The 20,434-nt window shown below is 71.2% G+C and carries 16 protein-coding genes; 8 read left to right on the forward strand and 8 right to left on the reverse strand.

The features are described 5' to 3' along the window. Positions 1-227 precede the first annotated feature (227 nt). Together CP976_RS07870 and ptsP are read left to right on the forward strand one after the other, a co-directional pair. Complete coding sequence (locus tag CP976_RS07870; RefSeq protein WP_086850436.1) at positions 228-677, forward strand: PTS sugar transporter subunit IIA; 450 nt, start codon at positions 228-230, stop codon at positions 675-677. A 78-nt stretch (positions 678-755) separates the two neighbouring features. Beyond that, positions 756-2,426 (forward strand): phosphoenolpyruvate--protein phosphotransferase, encoded by a 1,671-nt coding sequence (ptsP, locus tag CP976_RS07875; RefSeq protein WP_150479691.1) that lies wholly within the window; start codon positions 756-758, stop codon positions 2,424-2,426. Between the two features lie 69 nt (positions 2,427-2,495). On the opposite strand, the gene CP976_RS07880 is transcribed toward ptsP, so the two are convergent. Together CP976_RS07880 and CP976_RS07885 are read right to left on the reverse strand one after the other, a co-directional pair. Further along, the gene (locus CP976_RS07880) at positions 2,496-3,386 is read right to left on the reverse strand and encodes a hypothetical protein (protein WP_150479692.1); all 891 of its coding nucleotides are present in this window, start codon (positions 3,384-3,386) and stop codon (positions 2,496-2,498) included. Positions 3,387-3,578: 192 nt separating this feature from the next. Beyond that, a complete protein-coding gene (locus CP976_RS07885) occupies positions 3,579-5,546 on the reverse strand; it encodes an acetoacetate--CoA ligase (protein WP_150479693.1) in 1,968 nt (655 codons plus the stop codon). Positions 5,547-5,758: 212 nt separating this feature from the next. On the opposite strand from CP976_RS07885, the gene CP976_RS07890 reads away from it, so the two are divergent. Further along, positions 5,759-8,125 (forward strand): glycoside hydrolase family 31 protein, encoded by a 2,367-nt coding sequence (locus CP976_RS07890; RefSeq protein WP_150479694.1) that lies wholly within the window; start codon positions 5,759-5,761, stop codon positions 8,123-8,125. 2 nt (positions 8,126-8,127) lie between these two features. Here CP976_RS07890 and CP976_RS07895 read toward each other — a convergent pair whose 3' ends face one another. Continuing rightward, positions 8,128-8,664: an NUDIX domain-containing protein gene (locus CP976_RS07895; protein ID WP_150479695.1), complete on the reverse strand. Its 537-nt coding sequence runs from the start codon at positions 8,662-8,664 to the stop codon at positions 8,128-8,130. Positions 8,665-8,868: 204 nt separating this feature from the next. Here CP976_RS07895 and CP976_RS07900 point away from each other — a divergent pair, with 204 nt between their 5' ends. The 5 genes from CP976_RS07900 (at position 8,869) to glpK (ending at position 15,496) form a co-directional block, all read left to right on the forward strand. Beyond that, the gene (locus tag CP976_RS07900) at positions 8,869-9,294 is read left to right on the forward strand and encodes a Zn-ribbon domain-containing OB-fold protein (protein ID WP_150485270.1); all 426 of its coding nucleotides are present in this window, start codon (positions 8,869-8,871) and stop codon (positions 9,292-9,294) included. Then, on the forward strand, positions 9,291-10,481 hold the full coding sequence (locus CP976_RS07905) for a lipid-transfer protein (protein ID WP_150485269.1): 1,191 nt from the start codon (positions 9,291-9,293) through the stop codon (positions 10,479-10,481). Before CP976_RS07900 ends, CP976_RS07905 begins: the two co-directional genes overlap by 4 nt. A 319-nt stretch (positions 10,482-10,800) precedes the next feature. After that, complete coding sequence (locus CP976_RS07910; protein WP_150479696.1) at positions 10,801-12,459, forward strand: GGDEF domain-containing protein; 1,659 nt, start codon at positions 10,801-10,803, stop codon at positions 12,457-12,459. Positions 12,460-13,161: 702 nt separating this feature from the next. Continuing rightward, positions 13,162-13,956: an MIP/aquaporin family protein gene (locus CP976_RS07915; RefSeq protein ID WP_150479697.1), complete on the forward strand. Its 795-nt coding sequence runs from the start codon at positions 13,162-13,164 to the stop codon at positions 13,954-13,956. A gap of 19 nt (positions 13,957-13,975) precedes the next feature. Next, positions 13,976-15,496, forward strand: coding sequence for a glycerol kinase GlpK (gene glpK, locus CP976_RS07920; protein WP_150479698.1), 1,521 nt, complete (start codon positions 13,976-13,978; stop codon positions 15,494-15,496). A 115-nt stretch (positions 15,497-15,611) separates the two neighbouring features. Here glpK and CP976_RS07925 read toward each other — a convergent pair whose 3' ends face one another. The 5 genes from CP976_RS07925 to CP976_RS07945 are packed head-to-tail and all read right to left on the reverse strand — an operon-like array spanning position 15,612 to position 20,345. Then, the gene (locus CP976_RS07925) at positions 15,612-16,217 is read right to left on the reverse strand and encodes a GTP-binding protein (protein WP_086561343.1); all 606 of its coding nucleotides are present in this window, start codon (positions 16,215-16,217) and stop codon (positions 15,612-15,614) included. Next, positions 16,198-16,380 (reverse strand): hypothetical protein, encoded by a 183-nt coding sequence (locus tag CP976_RS07930; protein ID WP_150479699.1) that lies wholly within the window; start codon positions 16,378-16,380, stop codon positions 16,198-16,200. The genes CP976_RS07925 and CP976_RS07930 overlap by 20 nt, the downstream gene beginning before the upstream one ends. A gap of 24 nt (positions 16,381-16,404) precedes the next feature. After that, the gene (locus CP976_RS07935) at positions 16,405-16,800 is read right to left on the reverse strand and encodes a DUF742 domain-containing protein (protein ID WP_086847997.1); all 396 of its coding nucleotides are present in this window, start codon (positions 16,798-16,800) and stop codon (positions 16,405-16,407) included. 9 nt (positions 16,801-16,809) lie between these two features. Further along, the gene (locus CP976_RS07940) at positions 16,810-17,244 is read right to left on the reverse strand and encodes a roadblock/LC7 domain-containing protein (RefSeq protein WP_086847999.1); all 435 of its coding nucleotides are present in this window, start codon (positions 17,242-17,244) and stop codon (positions 16,810-16,812) included. Next, positions 17,241-20,345, reverse strand: a complete 3,105-nt coding sequence (locus CP976_RS07945; protein WP_150479700.1) for a sensor histidine kinase — start codon at positions 20,343-20,345, stop codon at positions 17,241-17,243. The genes CP976_RS07940 and CP976_RS07945 overlap by 4 nt, the downstream gene beginning before the upstream one ends. Positions 20,346-20,434 lie beyond the last annotated feature (89 nt).

Below are 20,434 nucleotides of genomic sequence, written 5' to 3' on the forward strand. Positions count from 1 at the left end.
GGGTGCTGCCAGGCGAGGACACGAGGTTGCGTCGCTCAGCCCCAGGCAGGAGTACGACTGTACACGCGGCCGCGGAGCGGGTGCAAATCGATTTACGGTATGGTCTAGACCACTCTGGAGTGCTCACGCGGAACCGGCACTTCAGGTGACATACCCTGCTGAGCAGTGTGCCGTCCCGGTACCGACAGGGACGGCCCATATCGATCTCCACCCCTGGGAGGCTTCCCATGACCACCGTGACGTCCCCACTCGCAGGACGCGCCATCGGACTGGCAGCTGTGCCGGATCCGGTCTTCTCCGGGGCCATGGTCGGCCCGGGCACAGCGATCGACCCCGTACGTGAGCCTTCCGAGGCCGTCTCGCCCGTGGACGGCGTCATCGTCTCCCTGCACCCGCACGCGTTCGTCGTCGTCGACGAGAACGGGCACGGCGTGCTCACCCATCTCGGCATCGACACCGTGCAGCTCAATGGCGAGGGTTTCGAGCTGCTCGTGAACAAGGGTGACACCGTCAGGCGCGGTCAGGGCATCGTGCGCTGGAACCCGGCTGCCGTGGAGGCCGCCGGCAAGTCCGCGGTCTGCCCGGTCGTGGCGCTGGAGGCCACGGCCGAAGCGCTCTCCGATCTTCGTGACGACGGCGATGTGAAGGCCGGTGACAGTCTCTTCCTCTGGAAGTGACGTCGGTGCCGTCGTACGGCGGCTGGCAGGAGAACCAACACGGCGGCTGGATCCGCCGCACTATCGGAGACGGGTGAGATGGACACAACGCTGCGAGGCGTCGGCGTGAGCCACGGTGTGGCTATCGGCGAGGTTCGGCATATGGGAACGGCGGTGCTGGAGCCGCCTGCGAAGCAGATACCCGCGGAGGAGGCGGAGCGTGAACAGGGGCGCGCCCGCCAGGCCGTGGAGGCTGTGGCGGCCGACCTGATGGCACGGGGCAACCTGGCCGGGGGCGAAGCCCAGGCGGTACTCGAGGCCCAGGCCATGATGGCCCAGGACCCCGAGCTGATGGCGGACGTGGAACGGCGGATCGCCGTCGGCAGCACGGCCGAGCGCGGGGTGTACGACGCGTTCGCCTCGTACCGCGAGCTGCTCGCGGGTGCCGGTGAGTACCTCGCCGGTCGTGTGGCCGACCTCGACGACGTGCGGAACCGTATCGTCGCCCGTCTGCTGGGGGTGCCGATGCCGGGTGTGCCCGACAGCGACGAGCCCTATGTTCTGGTCGCCCGTGACCTTGCGCCTGCTGACACCGCGCTGCTGGACCCGACTCTGGTGCTCGGCTTCGTCACCGAGGAGGGCGGTCCGACCAGCCACAGCGCGATTCTGGCGCGGGCGCTCGGGGTGCCGGCCGTGGTCGCGCTGCCGGGTGCCGGTGAGCTCGCCGAGGGCACGATGATCGCCGTCGACGGCAGCACCGGCGAAATCTTCGTGGACCCGAGCGATGAGAAGAAGGCTCAGCTCGAGGCCGCGGCCGCCGAGCGCAGGGCGGCGCTGGCGGCCTCGACGGGTCCCGGTGCCACCGCGGACGGTCACAAGGTGCCGCTGCTCGCGAACGTAGGTGGCCCTGCGGATGTGGCGGCAGCGGTCGAGGCCGGTGCCGAGGGTGTCGGTCTCTTCCGTACCGAGTTTCTCTTCCTGGACGACAGCAAGCAGGCGCCGTCCGAGGAGAAGCAGGTCGCGGCGTACCGGCAGGTGCTGGAGGCGTTCCCCGAGGGACGCGTCGTGGTGCGGGTGCTGGACGCGGGCGCGGACAAGCCGCTCGACTTCCTGACGCCGGCCGACGAGCCGAACCCGGCGCTCGGCGTGCGCGGCCTGCGGACGCTGCTGGATCACCCGGAGGTCCTGCGCACCCAGCTGACGGCGCTCGCTAAGGCCGCGGAAGGGCTGCCGGTCTACCTCGAGGTCATGGCCCCGATGGTCGCGGACCGCACCGATGCCCGGGCCTTCGCGGACGCGTGCCGAGAGGCCGGGCTTCGGGCGAAGTTCGGCGCGATGGTCGAGATCCCGTCGGCCGCACTGCGGGCGCGCTCGATTCTCCAGGAGGTCGAGTTCCTGTCGCTGGGGACGAACGACCTGGCGCAGTACACCTTCGCCGCCGACCGGCAGGTGGGTGCGGTCTCCCGTCTGCAGGACCCGTGGCAGCCCGCGTTGCTCGACCTGGTGGCGCTGTCCGCCGAGGCGGCGAAGGCCGAGGGCAAGAGCTGTGGCGTCTGTGGTGAGGCCGCGTCCGACCCGCTGCTGGCGTGTGTGCTGGCTGGTCTGGGTGTCACCTCTCTTTCGATGGGTGCGGCGTCGATCCCGTACGTCCGGGCCGCGCTGGCGAAGTACACGCTGGCGCAGTGTGAGCGGGCCGCTGCGGCGGCTCGGGCCTCGGACACCGCCGAGGACGCGCGCAGTGCGGCGCAGGCGGTGTTGTCGGGCGAGTGAGCCGGGCATGGCCGGCCGATGGCTGCCCGGGCGGGGCGCTCCACTGAGGTGGGGCGCCCCGCCCGCTTTTCAGTGGTGGTGCCCCTGTGCGGGTTTCTCCTCTCCCAGGTCGGGCGGCTCGCAGTAGTCGACGTTGGATTCGGGGGAGATCAGGTCGCCGGACTCGACGTCGGTGCAGTAGGCGTCGAAGACCTCGCCCGCGGTGAGAGGTTCGAGTCCGTAGGCGCGCAGGCGCCAGCCGTAGACGCGGTCGGGGTTGCCCGGGGCGCTGGCGCGGATGACGAGTCCTCCGGGGCTTTCGGTGGCCAGGCCGAGGGCAAGGACCGTGGTGAACTCCAGGGCTTCGGTCTCGTCGAGTTTTACGTCGCCGTCGGTGTCGGCGACGTGGAGGGCGGCGACGAGGGTTTCGGGCGGTCCGGTGACGCTGCATACGAGGTGCCGGTTGCCGGGTGGGGCCGTGTCGAGGATGCGGACCAGGAGGTCCGAGGCGCGGGCGAAGGCGGCTCGTCCGAGGTCCTCGCCGCAGGAGGCGCAGTCGCCCAGGCGAGCGAGCAGGGTGGTCGCGTACTCCCAGGTGGCCTGGCGTACGGCCTCGTCGACGAGGGCCGGGAGGAGGTCGGACAGAGGCTGGCCCTCGTAGGGAAGGGTCGGGCCTGTTACCGCGAGTCGTGCCGTGAAGCGTGTGCGGCTCGACGGGTTGTCGGGGTCGAGGCCTTTGTGCGTGCAGAACTCGGCGTACTCCTCGGGGTCGAAGAGGGCCACCGTGGTGTGGCTGCCTTGTAGTGCCCGTGTCCTGAGGAGGCCTTCCACGTGCTTGAGGTAGGCCGCGTGGTCGTCGAAGGTGAAGCTGCGGTAGCGCCGCATGGCCCGGAAGTCGTGCTCGTCGGTGAGCAGGCCGATGGTGCCGGCGATTTCGCGGTGCAGGACCCGTCGCATGGTCCGGCTGTCGGTGTGCGTCATTGTTCCCCCTGTGCACGGTCGATCAATGCTCACTCACAGTAATCGGCGGCACTGACAACGGGGGCGGGCGAGGTGATCGCGCATCAGGGGAGGGCAGAAAAACGCAGGTCAGCAGCTATACAGTCGGCATGATGACGTCGACAGTCACGGTTACGACGAGTGGTCCGAGGGCGGTGGCGGTGGCGGTGGCGGTCAGGCGCGTTTGCGGGCCAGGTCCTCGTAGAAGCTCAGCAGGTCGAGGTTGTCGATGGAGCCCGGATTGACCGCCTTCTCCAGCGGCGTGCCCTGAAGGAGGCGTTTGACCGGGACCTCGATGCGCTTGCCGGTCAGGGTGTGGGGGACGCCGGGTACTTCGATGATCTCGTCGGGGACGTGGCGCGGTGACAGTTGTTCGCGGATGCTCCGCTTGATGCGGTTCAGCAGGGGCTCGTCGAGGACGGCTCCGGGGGCCAGGTGCACGAAGAGCGGCATCCAGTAGCCGCCGTCGGGCTGTTCGATACCGATGACAAGGGATTCCCTGATCTCGGGGAGGCGCTCCACGGCCTCGTAGATGTCGGCGGATCCCATGCGTACGCCCTGGCGGTTGAGCGTGGAGTCGGAGCGGCCGTGGATGACGACGGATCCGCGGGAGGTGACGGTGATCCAGTCGCCGTGCCGCCAGACGCCGGGGTACGTGTCGAAATAGCTGTCGTGGTAGCGGCTGCCGTCGGGGTCGTTCCAGAAGTGGATGGGCATCGACGGCATGGGGTTGGTGACCACGAGCTCGCCGACCTCGTCGACCAGGGGGGTGCCGTTCGGGTCCCAGGACTGGAGGTCGGTGCCGAGGCAGGGGGCCTGGAGTTCGCCGACGTGGACCGGGAGGGTCGGTACGGCTCCGGCGAAGCAGGAGCACACGTCCGTGCCGCCGCTGACGGAGGCGATCCACAGGTTGTCGCGCACCTCGTCGTGGAGCCAGCGGAAGCCGTCGGGGGGCAGGGGCGAGCCCGTCGTGGCGACGCACTGGACGGAGGATAGGTCGAAGTCGCGGGACGGGTGTACGCCCGCTTTGCGGCAGGCCATGACGTAGGCGGCCGAGGTGCCGTAGAGGGTGGCCTCGGTGCGTTCGGCGATGCGCCACTGGGCGCCGGTGTCCGGGTAGCCGGGGCTGCCGTCGTAGAGGACGATCGTGGTGCCGGTGAGCAGGCCGGAGACGAGGAAATTCCACATCATCCAGCCGGTCGACGTGTACCAGAAGAAGCGGTCTTCGGGCCCCAGGTCGCAGTGCAGGCCGAGTTGCTTGAGGTGCTCGACCAGGATGCCGCCCTGGGACTGGACGATGGCCTTGGGCAGGCCGGTCGTGCCGGAGGAGTAGAGCACCCACAGGGGGTGGTCGAAGGGCACCTGCTCGAAGTCGGGGTCCGTGTCGGCGGAGGTGAGGGCCGACCAGTCCAGGGCGCCCTCGGGTGCCTCGGTGCCGAGGAGCGGGATGTGGACGACGGCGCGCAGGGTGGGCAGTTCGCGGCGCAGTTCGGCGACGACCTCGCGCCGGTCGTGCTCCTTGCCGCCGTAGCGGTAGCCGTCGACCGTGAACAGCAGGACGGGTTCGACCTGCTGGAAGCGGTCGAGGACGCTTCGGGCGCCGAAATCGGGCGCGCAGGACGTCCAGACGGCGCCCACGGCGGCTGTGGCGAGGAGGGCGACCACGGCCTGCGGGATGTTGGGGAGGTAGCCGCTGACGCGGTCTCCGGGGCGTACGCCGAGGGCGCGCAGTTCGGCGGCCAGGGAGCCGACCTGGCGGCGTAGCTCGGCCCAGGTGACGGGGCTTGGTTCGTGCGTCTCGTCGACGTACAGGAGGGCCGGTTCGTCAGCGCGGGTGTCGGCTGCGCGGAGGGCGTGTTCGGCGTAGTTGAGGGTCGCCCCGGGGAACCACTGGGCGCCCGGCATCGAGCGGTCGCCGAGCACGCGCGCGTAGGGCGTCGAAAAGCGGACGTCGAACCACTCCGTGACGGCTTTCCAGAAGGTGTCCAGCTCGTCGACGGACCAGCGCTGGAGGGCCGCGTAGCCGCCCTCGGCTGGGGCGCCGTGGTGCTCGGCTGCCCAGACTTGGAACCTCGTGATCCGTGCCCGGGCGATGCGCTCGGGGTCTGGCTGCCAGAGCGGCTGAGGACTGGTGGTCGACATGGTCGGCTCCCGGACTGTGCGCGTCGTGTGCGTCCTCCGCGCACGGGCTGGGGTGTGCGCGTGACGCGGCTGGCACGGACAATGCCATGTGATCGACTTCGACACCAGGGTGCGCCCCACATAGTCCGTGTCGTGAAGATGTGGTCGTGGCACGGGTGAACGGCAGTTGAACGACACGCCCGCGTGGGGCGGTCAGTGGCAGGGTGAACAGCATGAACGGTCGTGACCTGGTGCGTTCGGTGAAAGCGGTGGGTTCGGTGGGCGCGGCACAGGGTGTGCGTACCGTACGAGCAGCGTGGCGCAGGCGGCGGGCCGATGCCACCGGGCTGCCGGCCCGAGGGGCGGAGCGTGCGCGGGTGCCCGGGGCCGTGCAGGAGGTGGAGCCGGGGCCGGGGGGCGGTGTCGTCCGGTTCAGCCGGTCGGAGCTGCGGATTCTGGTCGCCGTGAACGGGGCCGTCTTCTGGGGCTGGGACGGGGCGGAGCCCGAGCCGTCGTACGCGCTGGCCGGCCGGTGTCCGGAAGCCGATCCCCGGGCGGTGCTGGAGCCGGACAAGGACGGCGGCTGGCGGGTGGTGGCCGAGCGGGTGACGGTCGTCGTGTCACGGCACGGCGCGGTGGAGGTGCGCACCCCTGGTGGCGTGACTCTGCGCCGTGATCTGCCGCCGCGGTGGTGGGAGCCGGTCGGCGGCGGCCCGGCGCGGTGGATGCAGCGGTCGGAGGTGGCCGCCGACGCGCGGTTCTTCGGGCTCGGTGGTCGTGCCTCGGGTCCTCGGCTGCCGGACGGGAAGTACCGCCTGTGGAACACCGACCCCGGTTTCGCCTTCGCGCCTGGCGACGACCCGCTGTACATCACGATGCCGGTGCAGATGGTGGTGTCCGACGGCGGTACGCATCTGGTGTTCCACGACAGTTCGTGGGACGGCACGGTGACGCTCCTGGAGGGCGAGGAGGGTGAGGGTTCCGGGCACGACCTGGCCGGGACGAGCGAGTTGCGGATGGACGGCGGTCCACTGCGCTGCTGGGTGATGGTGGGTACACCCGCGCGCGTGCTGCTCGCTTGGGCCTCGCTCACCGGCGCGCCCGCCCTGCCGCCCGCGTGGGCGCTCGGGCACCACCACGCGCGGTGGGGGTTCGGCAGCGAGCAGGAGGTGCGGCGGATCGTCGCGGGTTACCTGGAGCACGGTCTGCCGCTCGACGCCGTGCACCTGGACATCGATCATCTGGACGCGCATCAGGTGTTCACCGTCGATCAGGACCGCTTCCCGAAGCTGTCCGTTCTGGCCGAGGAACTCCGGCGGGACGGCATCCGGCTGGTGTCGATCGTCGACCCGGCCGTGAAGGCCCTGCCCGGCAATGCCGTGTACGACGGTGGGACGGCCGAGGACGCGTTCGTGCGGGACGCCTCGGGGCAGGTCGTGCAGGGTGTCGTGTGGCCCGGAGATGCGGTGTTTCCCGATTTCACGCACGCGCGCGTGCGTGACTGGTGGGGCGGCCTGTATGAGGAGCGGCTCGCGCAGGGGTTCTCGGGGTTCTGGCACGACATGAACGAACCCACGTCGTTCGCCGCCTTCGGGGAGTCGACGCTGCCGCGTTCGGCGCGGCACTCCTTGGAGGGGCGGGGCGGTGACCACCGTGAGGCGCACAACGTGTACGCGCTGTGCATGGCCAGGGCGGGCTTCGAGGGGTTGCGGAAACTCGCGCCCGAGGAGCGGCCGTTCCTGTTCTCCCGCTCCGGCTGGGCCGGCCTGCAGCGCTATGGCGGGACCTGGTCGGGGGACGTCGCCACCGGCTGGCCGGGACTGCGGGCTTCGTTGGCACTGGTGATGGGGCTCGGGCTGTGCGGCGTTCCGTACTCGGGTCCGGACATCGGAGGCTTCGACGGGGACCCCTCCCCCGAGCTGTATCTGCGGTGGTTCCAGTTGGGCGCGTACCTGCCGCTCTTTCGCACGCACGCGAGTCTGCGGGCGGGGCGCAGGGAGCCGTGGGAGTTCGGTGCGGAGGTGCTGGAGCACGCGCGCGTGGCGCTCGTCGAACGCCGGCGGCTGCTGCCGTACTTCGTGACGCTGGCGCATCTGGCGCGGCGTACCGGAGCGCCCTATGTGCGGCCTCTGTGGTGGGCGGCGCCGGAGGAGCGGGCGCTGCGTGACTGCGGGGACGCCTTCCTGCTGGGCGACAGCCTGCTGGTGGCGCCGGTGCTCGACCCGGGCGCGGACCGGCGTGCGGTGCAGCTGCCACGGGGGCGCTGGTACGACACGGTGACGGAGCAGGCGTACGAGGGGCCGGCGCAGGTGCTCATCGACGCACCTCTGTCGCGGATCCCGGTGTTCGCGCGCGCGGGTGCGGTGCTTCCCGTACGCGGGGAGGACGGCGGACTGGAGCTGGAGGTGTGGGCGCCCGCCCGGGGACGGACCGGGGGCGGGCTGGTCGTGCCGGACGGGGGCGAGGGGTGGGACGAGCCGGACATCGAGCGCTACACCGCTCGGTGGATGGGATCGCGTGTGGTCGTCGAGCGGGAGGGTGAGGACGGCGGGGGCGAGCCGTCCCACCCGGTGCGCGTCCGCGGGGCCGGGGAGCGCTGAGCTCAGATGTAGCGGCCCTCGAACCAGGCCCGTACGGCCACGGTGTGCAGGGGGAAGGCGAGTTCCTCCGCCCTGCGCAGGAGGTGCCAGCCCTCCGTCTCGTCCGTGGTGGCCGAGGGCGGCAGACCCTCGACAGGGCGTTCCGGGAGGAGACCGAACAGCAGCAGGTGTCCGTCGGGCGAGCTCATGGCGTCGACGAGACGTACGTCGCGGCCGGCCGCGTCGATGCCGGTTTCCTCCTTGAGTTCGCGTACGACGGCGTGCCGCCAGTCCTCCCGGTCGTCGATGTAGCCACCGGGCAGGGCCGTGCCCCCGCGCGCGGGAGCGACGGTTCGGGTGATGACGACCAGGGCGGTGCCCTTGGTGTCGTACACGGGCTGGAGGGCCACCGCGACCGGGAGTGGATTGCGGTAGGCCACGCTGCCGCACGCCGGGCAGGTGCGGGGCCAGCCGGAGACGCCCTCTCCGTAGGGCGCGCCGCAGCTCGAACAGTGGGAGTTCGGCGCGGGGTTGGAACTGGAGTGCTGAGTTTCGGACACGCGGCGGACTGTAGCCGATCACGGAGAGGGCGTCTCGGCCGGGTGAGACGCAGATCGGCTGTGCGTAGCCGTCGATGCGCTCGCCGACGAAGTCGTGGGTCCCACAGGGGGAGGGATGCCCAAATCCGGAGGGCCGTGGCAAACTTCTGACGTTCCGTCAGATTCGGTCTGCGGGGAGGCACTGTGTCGCGTACACGAACGCCTGTGGTGGCGGGGTGGTTCGCCGGGGAGGGGGACGGTTTCCGGCTGCTCGGTACGCGTTGCGCGGCGTGCGCCTCGGTCTTCTTCCCTCGCGAGGACCATCACTGCCGCAACCCCGCCTGCGGGGGCGGAGAGTTGGCGGAGGTCCCGCTGTCGCGGCGTGGCCGCGTCTGGTCGTACACGGACAGCCGGTACCGGCCGCCGTCACCCTATGTGAGCGATCCGGAACTCTCGTGGGAGCCGTACGCGTTGATCGCTGTGGAGCTGGAGGCCGAGCGGATCGTGGTGCTGGGACAGGCGGCTCCCGGGGTCACCGTCGAGGATCTGGCGGTGGGCATGGAGGTGGAGGTCGTGCCCGGCGTGCTCCACGAGGACGCGGAAACGACCTGGACGACGTGGCACTGGCGGCCGACGGGGGTGAAGGCGTGAAGGGCGAGGTGGCGGTGCTGGGCGCGGGCATGCACCCCTGGGGCAAGTGGGGTCGGAACTTCGTCGAGTACGGCGTCGCAGCCGCCCGCGCGGCGCTCACCGACGCCGGGCTGGACTGGCGGGACATCGGTTCGGTCGTCGGCGCGGACACCGTCCGTGGCGGTTATCCCGGGTATGTCGCCGGAGCGACGTTCGCGAAAGCACTGGGCTGGCAAGGGGCCCGGGTCACGAGCGTGTACGCGGCGTGCGCGTCCGGGGCCCAGGCCGTGGACACCGCGCGGGCCCAGATCCTCTCCGGGCTCGCCGATGTGGTGCTCGTGGTGGGAGCAGACGCCGCTCCCAAGGGATTCTTCCGTCCTGCGGGGGGAGACCGGGCCGACGATCCCGACTGGCTGCGGTTCCGGGTTCTCGGGGCGACCAACCCCGTGTACTTCGGGCTCTACGCCCGCAGGCGCATGGCCGTGCACGGTGACACCCCGGACGACTTCGCACAGGTGAAGGTGAAGAACGCGGCGATGGGAGCGCTGAACCCCAACGCGCGCTACCGGAAGCGGGTCACCGCCGAAGAGGTCGCCGCCTCCGCCGTGGTCGCCGATCCGCTGCGGCTGCTGGACATCTGCGCGACCTCCGACGGCGGCGCCGCGTTGGTGCTCTCCAGCCTGGAGTTCGCGCGGCGGCAGGGCCATGCGGATCCGGTGCGGATCCGGGCCGTGTCGACGGTGACGCCGCGATACCCGAACACGGTTCTGGACCTGCCGGACATCGCCACGGATTCCGCGGTGGCGGTCGATCCGCCCGGCGAGACGTTCCGGGTGTCCATCGCCCGGGCGGCTTACGAGGAGGCGGGAGTCGGGCCGGAGGACATGTCGCTGGCCGAGGTCTACGACCTGTCCACGGCGCTCGAGTTGCAGTGGTACGAGGACCTGGGGCTGTGCGGTGAAGGTGAGGGCGTGAAGCTGCTGCGGGACGGGGCGACGGCCCTGGGCGGGCGAATACCGGTGAACGCCAGTGGTGGCCTGGCCTCCTTCGGCGAGGCCGTTCCCGCGCAGGCGATAGCCCAGGTGTGTGAGCTGGCCTGGCAGTTGCGGGGCGAGGCGGGTGTCCGGCAGGTCGCGGGAGCACGCGTGGGCATCAGTGTGAACCAGGGGTTGTTCGGGCACGGGTCGGCTGTGATCGCGGTGCGGTGAGCCAGGGTGTCGGGCTCGGCAGGGGGCCGTGCCGGACACGGCTCGGGGGCGCGGCCTGGGGGCGCGGCTTGGGCGCGGTGCTGGGGCGCGGCACTGAGTCGGTGCCGGACACGGCTTTGGGGGCGTTGCTGGGACACGACGGGTGGGTCAGAAAGGCGTGACAGGGGGTGCCGGACCTGGCACGAGGCGGTGCCGGGGCGGGCGCTGACGGCGCGGTCGGCACCGGGCCTCGGCATACGCTGTGTGACCACCCCGGAATCCTGCGTGAACGTCTCATGAACTGGGCTTGGGCATGCGCCGGCGGAGTCATCATGCTCCCGTGCACTCCTGGACGGACACTCTCCGCTTCGCCTTCCAACCGGTGATCAATCTGACGACCGGCGCGGTCGCGGGACTGGAGATACTCGCCCGCCCGGAGAGCGGCGACATCCTGGCCGAGGCCCGCCGGGATCCCGAGCTCGACAGCCGGCTCGCGGTGTCGGCGGTCCGGGCGGCGGTGCGCAAGGAGACCCTGCTGCCGCTGTTCATCAACGTGTTCGCCGGCACTCTCGCCGACCTCGGGGGGCTCCCTTCGCTGCACGACGCCGTGCGCGAGGCGGGGCGGCTGCCGTGGGAGGTGACGATCGACGTCTGCCCGCCGTACACGCACGTGCCGCAGCGGGCCCTGCTGGAGGCGGTCTCCAGGCTGCGCGGGCAGGGCTTCCGGATCTGCGCGGACGGTGTCGGGGACGGAGACGTGCCCTTGCGGCTCCTCTCGGACGTCACGCCCGACCTGGTGAAGCTGGACGCGTCGCTGCTGGCACGGCCGGCGGTGGTGCGGTCGATGCGGACGCTGTGCGACGAGTTGGGGGCCCTCCTGGCTGTCGAGGGCGTGGAGACCGAGGGGCAGTGCGCGGGGGCACTGGCGGCCGGGGCACAGCTGGCACAGGGCGAGCTGTTCGCACCGCCGGCCCGGCTGCCCGCCGCGGACGTCTACGTTCCGCCCCGCTCCCCCGGTGATGTGGCCGTGCCGCGGTCCGGGCCGTCGGTGCGGGAGTTCGTGCGACCCGCCGCGCTGCTGCCCGCCACGGCGTCCGCGGGGCAGGTGCGGGCGCTGCTGACCGGGTCGCCGGACGTGTCCGGGGTGCTGCTCGTGGACACCGCCGGAGTGCCGGTCCGGTCGGTGCACCGGTCCCGCTTCCTGCTGTCGATGTCGGGGCGCTACGGGCACGCCCTGTACGCCGACCGGCCCGCGGCCAAGCTGGGCGACCCACCGCGGACGGTGGGCTCCGACGCCACCGCCTGGGAGGTGCTGGACGTCGTGGCGGTCGGCGGACGGGACCGTACGTCGGACGATGTCGCCGTCGTGGACAGGCACGGGCGGTGCGTGGGCGTCGTACGGCTCGCGGATCTCGTGCGCGCACTGGCCGAGACGCGGGTGGAGGAGGCGGCGGGGCTCAATCCGCTCACACGTCTGCCCGGCTCGGACGCGATCACCGGTGAGGTGGACCGGCGGATCGCGTCCGGGCGGGCGTTCGCCCTGAGCTGGCTGGACGTCGACCACTTCAAGCAGGTCAACGACGGTGCCGGGTTCGCGGCGGGCGACGAGCTGATCCGGGCGGTGGGGCGTGCGTTGCAGCAGGCCGCGACGGACGGCACCCGCGTCGGCCATATCGGCGGCGACGACTTCCTGGTGCTCGCAGAACCGGAGGGCCTCGATCCGCTGGCCGCGTCCGTGCTGGACGCCCCGTGGTCGGCAGGCGGCCGGCCGGTCACCCTGTCGCTCGCCACGGTGGTGTGCGCGCCGGGCAGCGTGACCGATCACCGGCAGGCGGCGGCCTGCCTGGCGCCACTGAAGAAGGTCGCGAAGGGGTTGCACGGAGCGAGTTGGGTGCTGGGCCGAGCGGGCATGCCCGGGTATGAGACCCGCCGCGGCGCCGAGGCGACGCCGGCCCCGGTCCCCGCGCCGTGTGGGGTGGCGGAGCCGGGTGGGGGCTGAGAGGGACGTACCGGACTCCTGGGGCGGGCTGGTGCCCATCGGAGCCTCGGGGGGCAGACGGGGTCCGTACGGGCGCCAGTCGGGTTGTGGCCCTGTCGGGGAGGGCGGGCGCCTCGGCACTGCTCCGGCCCGCCCGGACGCCCCCTGTACGGGGCCGGGACCGGGCCTCCACCTGTCCGGTTGAGAGACCGCCAGGTCAGGTGGATGCTGGTGGCTAACAAGCGAGGAGTCAGAAACGCTGGGCGCTCGCCCACGGCGGAGTTCAGCGGAGGCCGGACGACACCACCAGCAAGGCTCGCGCGGCTCACCGAGGCCCGCGCAGCCCCCGACCAGATCTGAACAACGACCCGACCGGGCGCCGCCAGGGCCGTGCAACCGGCCAGCCGGCCCGGCAGACCCGGTCGACGTCACATGGCCGTCAACCGTTGCGGTCGGCGACCTTGACGCCCCCTGGGTGCCGGTGAACACTTCCGGTGTCAGTCGACATCGCCGTACATACTCGGCGTATCCGGCACTGCGGCGCGAGGGCGCGCCTGCGCCAAGGCCCTTTCCCCCACGGGCGATTCGGCTGCGACGGCACGCTCGTCACGGATGCCGGGCGGGGCGCGGGATCTCCTGCCTCCGGCTGAAGTAGCCATGGGAAACGCACCCTGCACGTGAGGACCGGGGCGGATCGTCCCCGGGCCTGGCCTAGGAGCCGCCATGAGCAACGTAGACATCTTCTTCGGCGAGATGATCGGTACGGCGATCCTGATCCTGTTCGGCGCCGGTGTGTGCGCCGCCGTCACCCTCAGGTTCTCCAAAGCCCGGGCCGCCGGGTGGGTGGTGATCGCGTTCGGCTGGGGCTTCGGCGTGCTGGCCGGCGCGTACACCGCCGCTCCCCTCTCCGGAGGGCACCTGAACCCGGCCGTCACCTTCGGCATCGCCATCGACACCGGCGTGTGGGACAAGGTCTGGATCTACGTGCTGGGGCAGATGGCCGGCGCCATGATCGGGGCCGTCCTGGCCTACCTCGTGTACTTCGCCCAGTTCCAGGCCAACGTACGGCAGACGGGCACCACGGAGGGCACGCTGGACGAACCCGTTCCGACGCTGGGCATCTTCTCCACGATCCCCGAGATCCGGAACCCGGTGGCCAACCTGGTCACCGAGATCCTCGCCACCATCGCCCTGGTGCTGCCGCTCCTCGCCCTGGTCGGTAACAACAGGCACGTCGAGGGCATCGGCATCGGGCTGGTCCCCGGCGCCGAGGGCATCTACGGGTCCGGCATCGCGATCCTCCTCGTGGCGCTCCTGGTCGTCGGCATCGGCCTGTCCCTGGGTGGCCCCACGGGCTATGCCATCAACCCGGCGCGTGACCTCGGCCCGCGCATCATCCACTCCGTCCTGCCGATTCCGAACAAGGGAAGTTCCGACTGGGGCTACTCGTGGATCCCGGTCGTCGGACCGCTGATCGGCGGAGTACTGGGTGGCCTCATCTACAACGCAGCCTTCTGAACCAGCCCAAGGGGTAGCCATGACGGACAACTCCGAGAAGTACGTCGCCGCAATCGACCAGGGCACCACCTCCAGCCGCTGCATCGTCTTCAACCAGGACGGCGCCATCGTCGCCGTTGACCAGCGCGAGCACCGTCAGATCTTCCCGAAACCCGGGTGGGTGGAGCACGACGCCACCGAGATCTGGTCCAAGGTGCAGGCCGTGGTCGCCGGGGCGCTCGCCAAGGCCGGGCTGCGCGCCGACCAGCTGAGCGCGATGGGAATCACCAACCAGCGCGAGACGACCCTCTTGTGGGACCGTGCGACGGGGAAGCCGGTGCACAACGCCATCGTGTGGCAGGACACGCGGACGGCGGCGCTGTGCAACCAGCTGGGCGGCTCGGAGGGGCAGGACCGCTTCCGCGAGCAGACGGGTCTGCCGCTGGCCACCTACTTCTCCGGGCCCAAGGCGGCCTGGCTGCTCGACAATGTGCCGGATCTCCGGACGCGTGCCGAGCGCGGTGAGATCGCCTTCGGAACGATGGACTCCTGGCTGATCTGGAACCTCACCGGCGGCACGGACGGCGGGCAGCACGTCACCGACGTGACCAACGCCGGGCGCACCATGCTGATGAACCTGGAGACCCTCCAGTGGGACTCCTCGATCCTCTCCGCGATGAACATCCCCGAGGCGATGCTGCCCGAGATCAAGTCCTCCGCCGAGGTGTACGGCACCGCCCTCGGCCAGCTCGCCGGCGTACCCGTCGCCTCCGCGCTGGGCGACCAGCAGGCAGCCGTGTTCGGCCAGGCCTGCTACGACGTCGGCACGGCGAAGAACACGTACGGCACGGGAAGCTTCCTGCTGCTCAACACCGGCAACCGCCCGGTGTCCTCGAAGAGCGGTCTGCTGACGACCATGGGGTACAAGATCGGGAGTGAGGCGCCGGTCTACTGCCTGGAGGGGTCGATAGCCATAACGGGCGCGCTGGTCCAGTGGTTCCGCGACCAGCTCGGCATCATCCGTACCGCCGACGAGATCGAGCCCCTGGCCGCGAGCGTGGAGGACAACGGCGGCGCGTACATCGTGCCGGCGTTCTCGGGCCTGTTCGCGCCGTACTGGCGCTCCGACGCGCGTGGCGTGGTCACCGGGCTGACCCGGTACGTCACGAAGGCGCACCTCGCGCGCGCGGTGCTGGAGGCGACGAGCTGGCAGACACGCGAGGTCGTGGACGCCATGTACCAGGACTCCGGGGTGCACATCACCACCCTGAAGGTCGACGGCGGCATGACGAAGAACAACCTGCTCATGCAGCACCAGGCGGACGTGCTCGACGTGCCGGTCGTGCGGCCCAAGGTCTCCGAGACGACCTGTCTGGGCGCCGCGTACGCGGCCGGTCTGGCCACCGGTGTCTGGAACGACCTGGACGAGCTCAAGGCGCACTGGCAGAAGGACGTCGAGTGGACGCCGTCCATGGACGCGTCGGTGCGGGACCGCGAGCACCACAACTGGCGCAAGGCCGTGGAGAAGAGCTTCGGCTGGGAGGAGGACGGCGACAGCTAGCCACGCGCGCGGGGGGGCTCATCCTCGCCCACGCGTGCGTGGAGCGGCGTTTCCGGACTGCGGACCGTACCCCTGTCGGCGGGGGTACGGTCCGCGCCCGCCGGTCGGCCGAGCGTCAGGTGGTCACCGTCTGGCGGCGGTCGGCCGCGTACGCCATCGCGTGCTGGACGACGCCGATGAGTGCTTCCTTGACGGATTCGCGGTCGCGGGCGTCGCACATCATGAGCGGCACGCCGTCGTCGAGGTCGAGGGCCTGACGCACGTCTTCGACCGGGTAACGCGGGGCGCCCTCGAAGCAGTTGACGCCGACGAGGAACGGTATCGAGCGCCGTTCGAAGTAGTCGACGGCGGCGAAGGAGTCCTCCAGGCGGCGGGTGTCGGCCAGCACGACGGCACCCAGCGCGCCCTCCGAGAGCTCGTCCCACATGAACCAGAACCGCTCCTGGCCGGGCGTGCCGAAGAGGTACAGCACCAGGTCCTCGCGGAGCGTGATGCGGCCGAAGTCCATGGCCACGGTCGTGGTGTGCTTGCCTTCCACACCGCTGGTGTCGTCGACCGGGCGCCCGGCCTCGGTGAGCAGTTCCTCGGTGCGCAGCGGCCGGATCTCGCTGACCGCGCCGACGAGCGTGGTCTTGCCCACGCCGAAGCCGCCGGCCACCAGGATCTTGAGCGTGACGGGCTCGACCGGAGGCTTGCCACGCTCAGAACGCCCGAAGATCATCGGTCTCTTCTCCTGCTTGATGGGGGTCGGGCGACGGCGGGCCGTAGCCTCCGCCGCCTGGGGATTCGATGACGAGTACGTCGCCCAGCAGGGTGCGGACGCCCTCGACGGCCGCGTCGGCGTTGCGGGCACCTCGGTCGACCCGGAACTGCCGGCCAGTCACGTCAGTACCCCGCTTCCGCGCTGCTCACAGCGCCCGGAGGCCGTTGATCACGTCGCGCAGAATACTCTCGTCCGGCAGTTCGGCAGGGGGTACGGGCCGGTTCACATGGACGAACTCCGCGTCCACGAGATCTCCGACAAGGACCCGTACCACCCCGATCGGCAGGTCGAGTTCCGCTGCGAGTTCGGCGACCGACTGCGGGGCGTCACGACACAGTTCGACGATGTCCACATGCTCCGGGGCGAGCATGTGGTCCGCTTCCGGGTCGTCCGCGTGCGGTTCCGTGACCACGACCGCGATCAGGTCCAGACGGTGCTGGCCCTGGCTGCTGGTGCGGCCGCGCGTCATGGCGTACGGACGGACGACCGGTCCGGCCTCGTCGTCGAACCAGTGCCTTCTTCCCTGACCGTCAGCGCTCATGTCATCCCACTACCCGCCTGCGGGCAGATCGGTGCGCGGAGCGGCGCCGAGATGCACACCCACTCGCTTCACCAGGAGCGTCATCTCGTAGGCGACCTGGCCGACGTCCGAGTCGGCGTCCGAGAGGACGGCGAGGCAGCTGCCGTCGCCGGCGGCCGTCACGAACAGGAAGGCGTCGTCGAGCTCGACGACCGTCTGGCGGACGCTGCCGGCCTCGAAGTGGCGTCCCACGCCCTTGGCGAGGCTGTGGAACCCGGAGGCGACGGCAGCCAGATGCTCGCTGTCCTCCCTGGTCAGGTCCCTGGACACCCCGGTCGGCAAGCCGTCGCCGGAGAGCACGAGGGCCTTGCGGATGCTCGCGACGCGGTCCACCAGGTCGTCGAGGAGCCAGTTCAGCTCCCCCTTGTTGGTCGCGGTGTGGCCGGTGGCCTTCGGTGCGGTCATCGACCGTCCCCCTCTGTCGTTCCTTGTCGTGCTGTGCCGCTGTGGGCGGCATCGCCCGTTGCGTTCTCCTCGCGGCCGCGCTGCCAGCCGCGCTGGAGCGAGGCCATACGGCTGCGTACCTCGTCGGCGTCGCGTTCGACGGACTCGGCTCTGTCCTCGGTACGCGGCTCCGACCCCCGCTTCAGCTGCGGAGCCAGATTGGCCTGGCGGACCCGCCGGGGCAGCGGCGCGGTGCCGGAGCGAGGCTCGTGCGGTGCGGAGCCGGGGCCCTGTCCCCGTCGTGCGGAGCCGGGAGCCGAGCCCGTCTCCTGAGGCGTGGCACCGGACCCGGTCACCCGGCGCGCGGGACCACCGGTGGCCTCCGGCAGGGGGCCGGAGCGACGGTCGGGGCCGTCCGGGCCGCTCGATGCGATCTCCGAGCGGCGCGTCCGCGTGGGCAGACCGGGCGGTTCCGCCCCGGCGCCGGACGAAGCCGGTGATGCGGTGTGCTCGTCGTTCCGGCCGGCCGCGCCGATGCCGCGGCGACCGGACTCCGCCCCCCGACGGCGGGCCGGCAGGGGCGGCGGTGCGTCCGGCTGGGCTTCGCCTCGCCGGCCGTCGTTCGAGGGGTCCTCGCTGCGGCGGCGGACCGGAAGCGCGGGCTCCGGCCCGGACCGGCCCGCGGCCCCGCCGGTCACGGAGTCGTCGCCCCGGCGACGCGACGGGAGCGGGGACGAGCCGCCACCCGACTCCGGTCGGCCGGTGCCCCTGCCGGTCTCCTCATCCGTCTTCCCGCGCCGAGAGTGCTGCTCGGTGACCGGGCGCCCGTGCGAGCTGACCAGCTTCGGGGTGTGGCGGCGCGGCAGCTGGACCGGGGCGCCCGGCTCGTCTTCGGTGTCCGTCCGGTCGGGTGTGCTGTGGGCGTCGGCGGCCTGGTGCGGACCGGGGCGGCGGCCGGCCGCCTCATCCGGGGCGCGGGTGAGGGAGGGGCGGGGACGGAACAGGCCGCCGTGTCCGCTGTCCTCGTCCTCGAGAGCGCCGGGGAAGTCGCCGACGGCGTCCAGGTCGACGGGAGCCTCCAGCTCCACCGGTCCGTCCAGGAGGGAGGCCGGCAGGCCGGGCCGTTGCGCGGATCCCAGGGACAGCGCGGCACGGCGGCTGTCCTGCGGCTCGCTCTCCTTGGCCAGCTGGGGGCGGTCGAGCCGGAACCCGATGCCGTTCGTGTCCGGGACGTCGTCCGTCAGCAGGGCGTCCGGGAGGAAGACGACGGCGGTCGTGCCGCCGTACGGAGAGGGCTGCAAGGAGACGCGGACGTTCTGCCGCTGGGCGAGCCGGCTGACCACGAACAGGCCGAGCCGGTCGGTGTCGGACAGCTCGAACTCGGGGGTCTCGGCGAGCCGGAGGTTGGCGTCCAGGAGCGCTTCGGCTGCCATGCCGAGGCCACGGTCGTGGATCTCCAGGGTGAAGCCGTTGGCGACCCGCTCGCCCAGGACCTGGACGGCCGTGTGCGGCGGCGAGAAGACCGTGGCGTTCTCCAGGAGTTCCGCCACGAGATGCGTGATGTCGGCGACGGCCGGGCCGGTGACGGCGATCCGCGGAAGACGGCGGACCTCGATGCGCTCGTAGTCCTCGACCTCGGCGACGGCGGCGCGTACGACGTCCATGAGCTGGACGGGCTTGCGCCACTGGCGGGACGGCGCGGCGCCGGAGAGGATCACGAGGCCCTCGGCGTGCCGGCGCATGCGGGTGGTCAGGTGGTCGAGACGGAACAGGTCGGCGAGTTCCTCGGTGTCCTCGGTCCGGCGCTCCATGGCGTCGAGCAGGGTGAGCTGCTTGTGGAGCAGCACCTGGCTGCGGCGCGCGAGGTTGACGAAGACCTCGGAGACGCCGGCTCGCAGCTCGGCCTGCTTGACGGCGGCTTCCACGGCGGCGCGCTGGAGGGTGTTGAGGGCCTGGCCGACCTCGCCCATCTCGTTCTTGTCGTACTCCAGGCGCGGGACCTCGGTCTCCACGTCGACCTGCTCACCCGCCGACAGCCTGCGCATCACGCTGGGCAGCCGCACTCCGGACGCCTCGTGGGCCTCCAGACGCAGCTGCCGCAGATCGCGGATGAGGGTGCGGCCGACGCGCACGGACAGGAAGAGGGAGACCAGGAGAGCGAGCAGACCGAGTACGCCGGCGATGACAGCCTTGGCGATGACGCCCATGGCCACCGGTTCGACGCGGTTCTGGTAGCGGTCGTTGGCCTGGTCGTTGAGCGTGCCGAGTTCGTCGAGCACGTTGCCGGCGGCGCTGTCCCAGCTCTTGGCTGTGACGCCGCGCGGTGTTCCGCCGGTGGAGGAGACGGCCGCTTCCTCGGCCACGCGCAGCGGAGCGGTGGAGGCGTTCTTCCAGAAGCTCTCGTAGCGGTCGCGTTCCGAGACGGGCAGCAGCGGGAGGCTGGTGTCGTACATCAGGGTGCGCTGGGCCACGAGGTCGGAGACGTCGCGCTCTTCGGAGTGGGAGATCCTGCCGACGATCAGGGCGGAGCCGAGGAGGGCGTCCTCGCGGGAGAGCAGTTCGCGGGCGCGGGCGAGATTGACCAGGGCGCGGTACTGCTTGTCCAGTTCCACGTTGTCGACGACGTGGAGGTTGGCGAGCAGGACGTAACACGGGTCGACCAGCCGGTTGTAGAGGTCGAGGGCCTGGGAGCGGTTGACGGTGCCGTCCTCGACGCTGCGGCGCAGCGACTCGATGCCTTCGAAGGCGTCCAGGACCGCGGTCAGCCGCTCGTCGGTGTCGGCACCCATCGCGTCGCGCACGTCCGGATTCCGGGCGTTGTCGCGGATGCCGCCGACGGCCTCGTCGGTGGCCGTCCGGCTGCGCCGGAGCGCGGCGAGCCCGTCGGAGGCTCGGGGGTCGGCGAGGTAGACGAGGGTCTGGCGGCGTTCCTCCTGGAGGACACGGACGGTGTCCTCGATGGGATAGCCGATCTTCTCCACCACGGACGACACGTTGAACAGGTCGCCCGCCTCACGTCCCGTCAGCACCGTGGCGAAGGCCCAGATCGCGGTCAGGGACACCAGCGGCACGAGAAGCAGCGCCACGATCTTCCGGCGGATGGACTTCCCGCGAAAGCGCATGGCCTCCCCCAGCTCGGGCCCCCGGCTACCGGGGGTACACATGTGCGTCAACAAACGGCGCGAGCCTACTACCGACGCCCAGGGAACTC

The sequence above is a fragment of the Streptomyces coeruleorubidus genome, from assembly GCF_008705135.1.
In the GTDB taxonomy this organism is placed as follows: Bacteria; Actinomycetota; Actinomycetes; order Streptomycetales; family Streptomycetaceae; genus Streptomyces; species Streptomyces coeruleofuscus.

Excerpts from the sequence above, each read along its gene's own strand:
- CP976_RS07870 (WP_086850436.1), top strand. The coding sequence starts at position 228 with ATGACCACCGTGACGTCCCCACTCGCAGGACGCGCCATCGGACTGGCA.
- ptsP (WP_150479691.1), top strand. The coding sequence starts at position 756 with ATGGACACAACGCTGCGAGGCGTCGGCGTGAGCCACGGTGTGGCTATC.
- CP976_RS07880 (WP_150479692.1), bottom strand. The coding sequence starts at position 3,386 with ATGACGCACACCGACAGCCGGACCATGCGACGGGTCCTGCACCGCGAA.
- CP976_RS07885 (WP_150479693.1), bottom strand. The coding sequence starts at position 5,546 with ATGTCGACCACCAGTCCTCAGCCGCTCTGGCAGCCAGACCCCGAGCGC.
- CP976_RS07890 (WP_150479694.1), top strand. The coding sequence starts at position 5,759 with ATGAACGGTCGTGACCTGGTGCGTTCGGTGAAAGCGGTGGGTTCGGTG.
- CP976_RS07915 (WP_150479697.1), top strand. The coding sequence starts at position 13,162 with ATGAGCAACGTAGACATCTTCTTCGGCGAGATGATCGGTACGGCGATC.
- glpK (WP_150479698.1), top strand. The coding sequence starts at position 13,976 with ATGACGGACAACTCCGAGAAGTACGTCGCCGCAATCGACCAGGGCACC.
- CP976_RS07925 (WP_086561343.1), bottom strand. The coding sequence starts at position 16,217 with ATGATCTTCGGGCGTTCTGAGCGTGGCAAGCCTCCGGTCGAGCCCGTC.
- CP976_RS07935 (WP_086847997.1), bottom strand. The coding sequence starts at position 16,800 with ATGAGCGCTGACGGTCAGGGAAGAAGGCACTGGTTCGACGACGAGGCC.
- CP976_RS07940 (WP_086847999.1), bottom strand. The coding sequence starts at position 17,244 with ATGACCGCACCGAAGGCCACCGGCCACACCGCGACCAACAAGGGGGAG.
- CP976_RS07945 (WP_150479700.1), bottom strand. The coding sequence starts at position 20,345 with ATGCGCTTTCGCGGGAAGTCCATCCGCCGGAAGATCGTGGCGCTGCTT.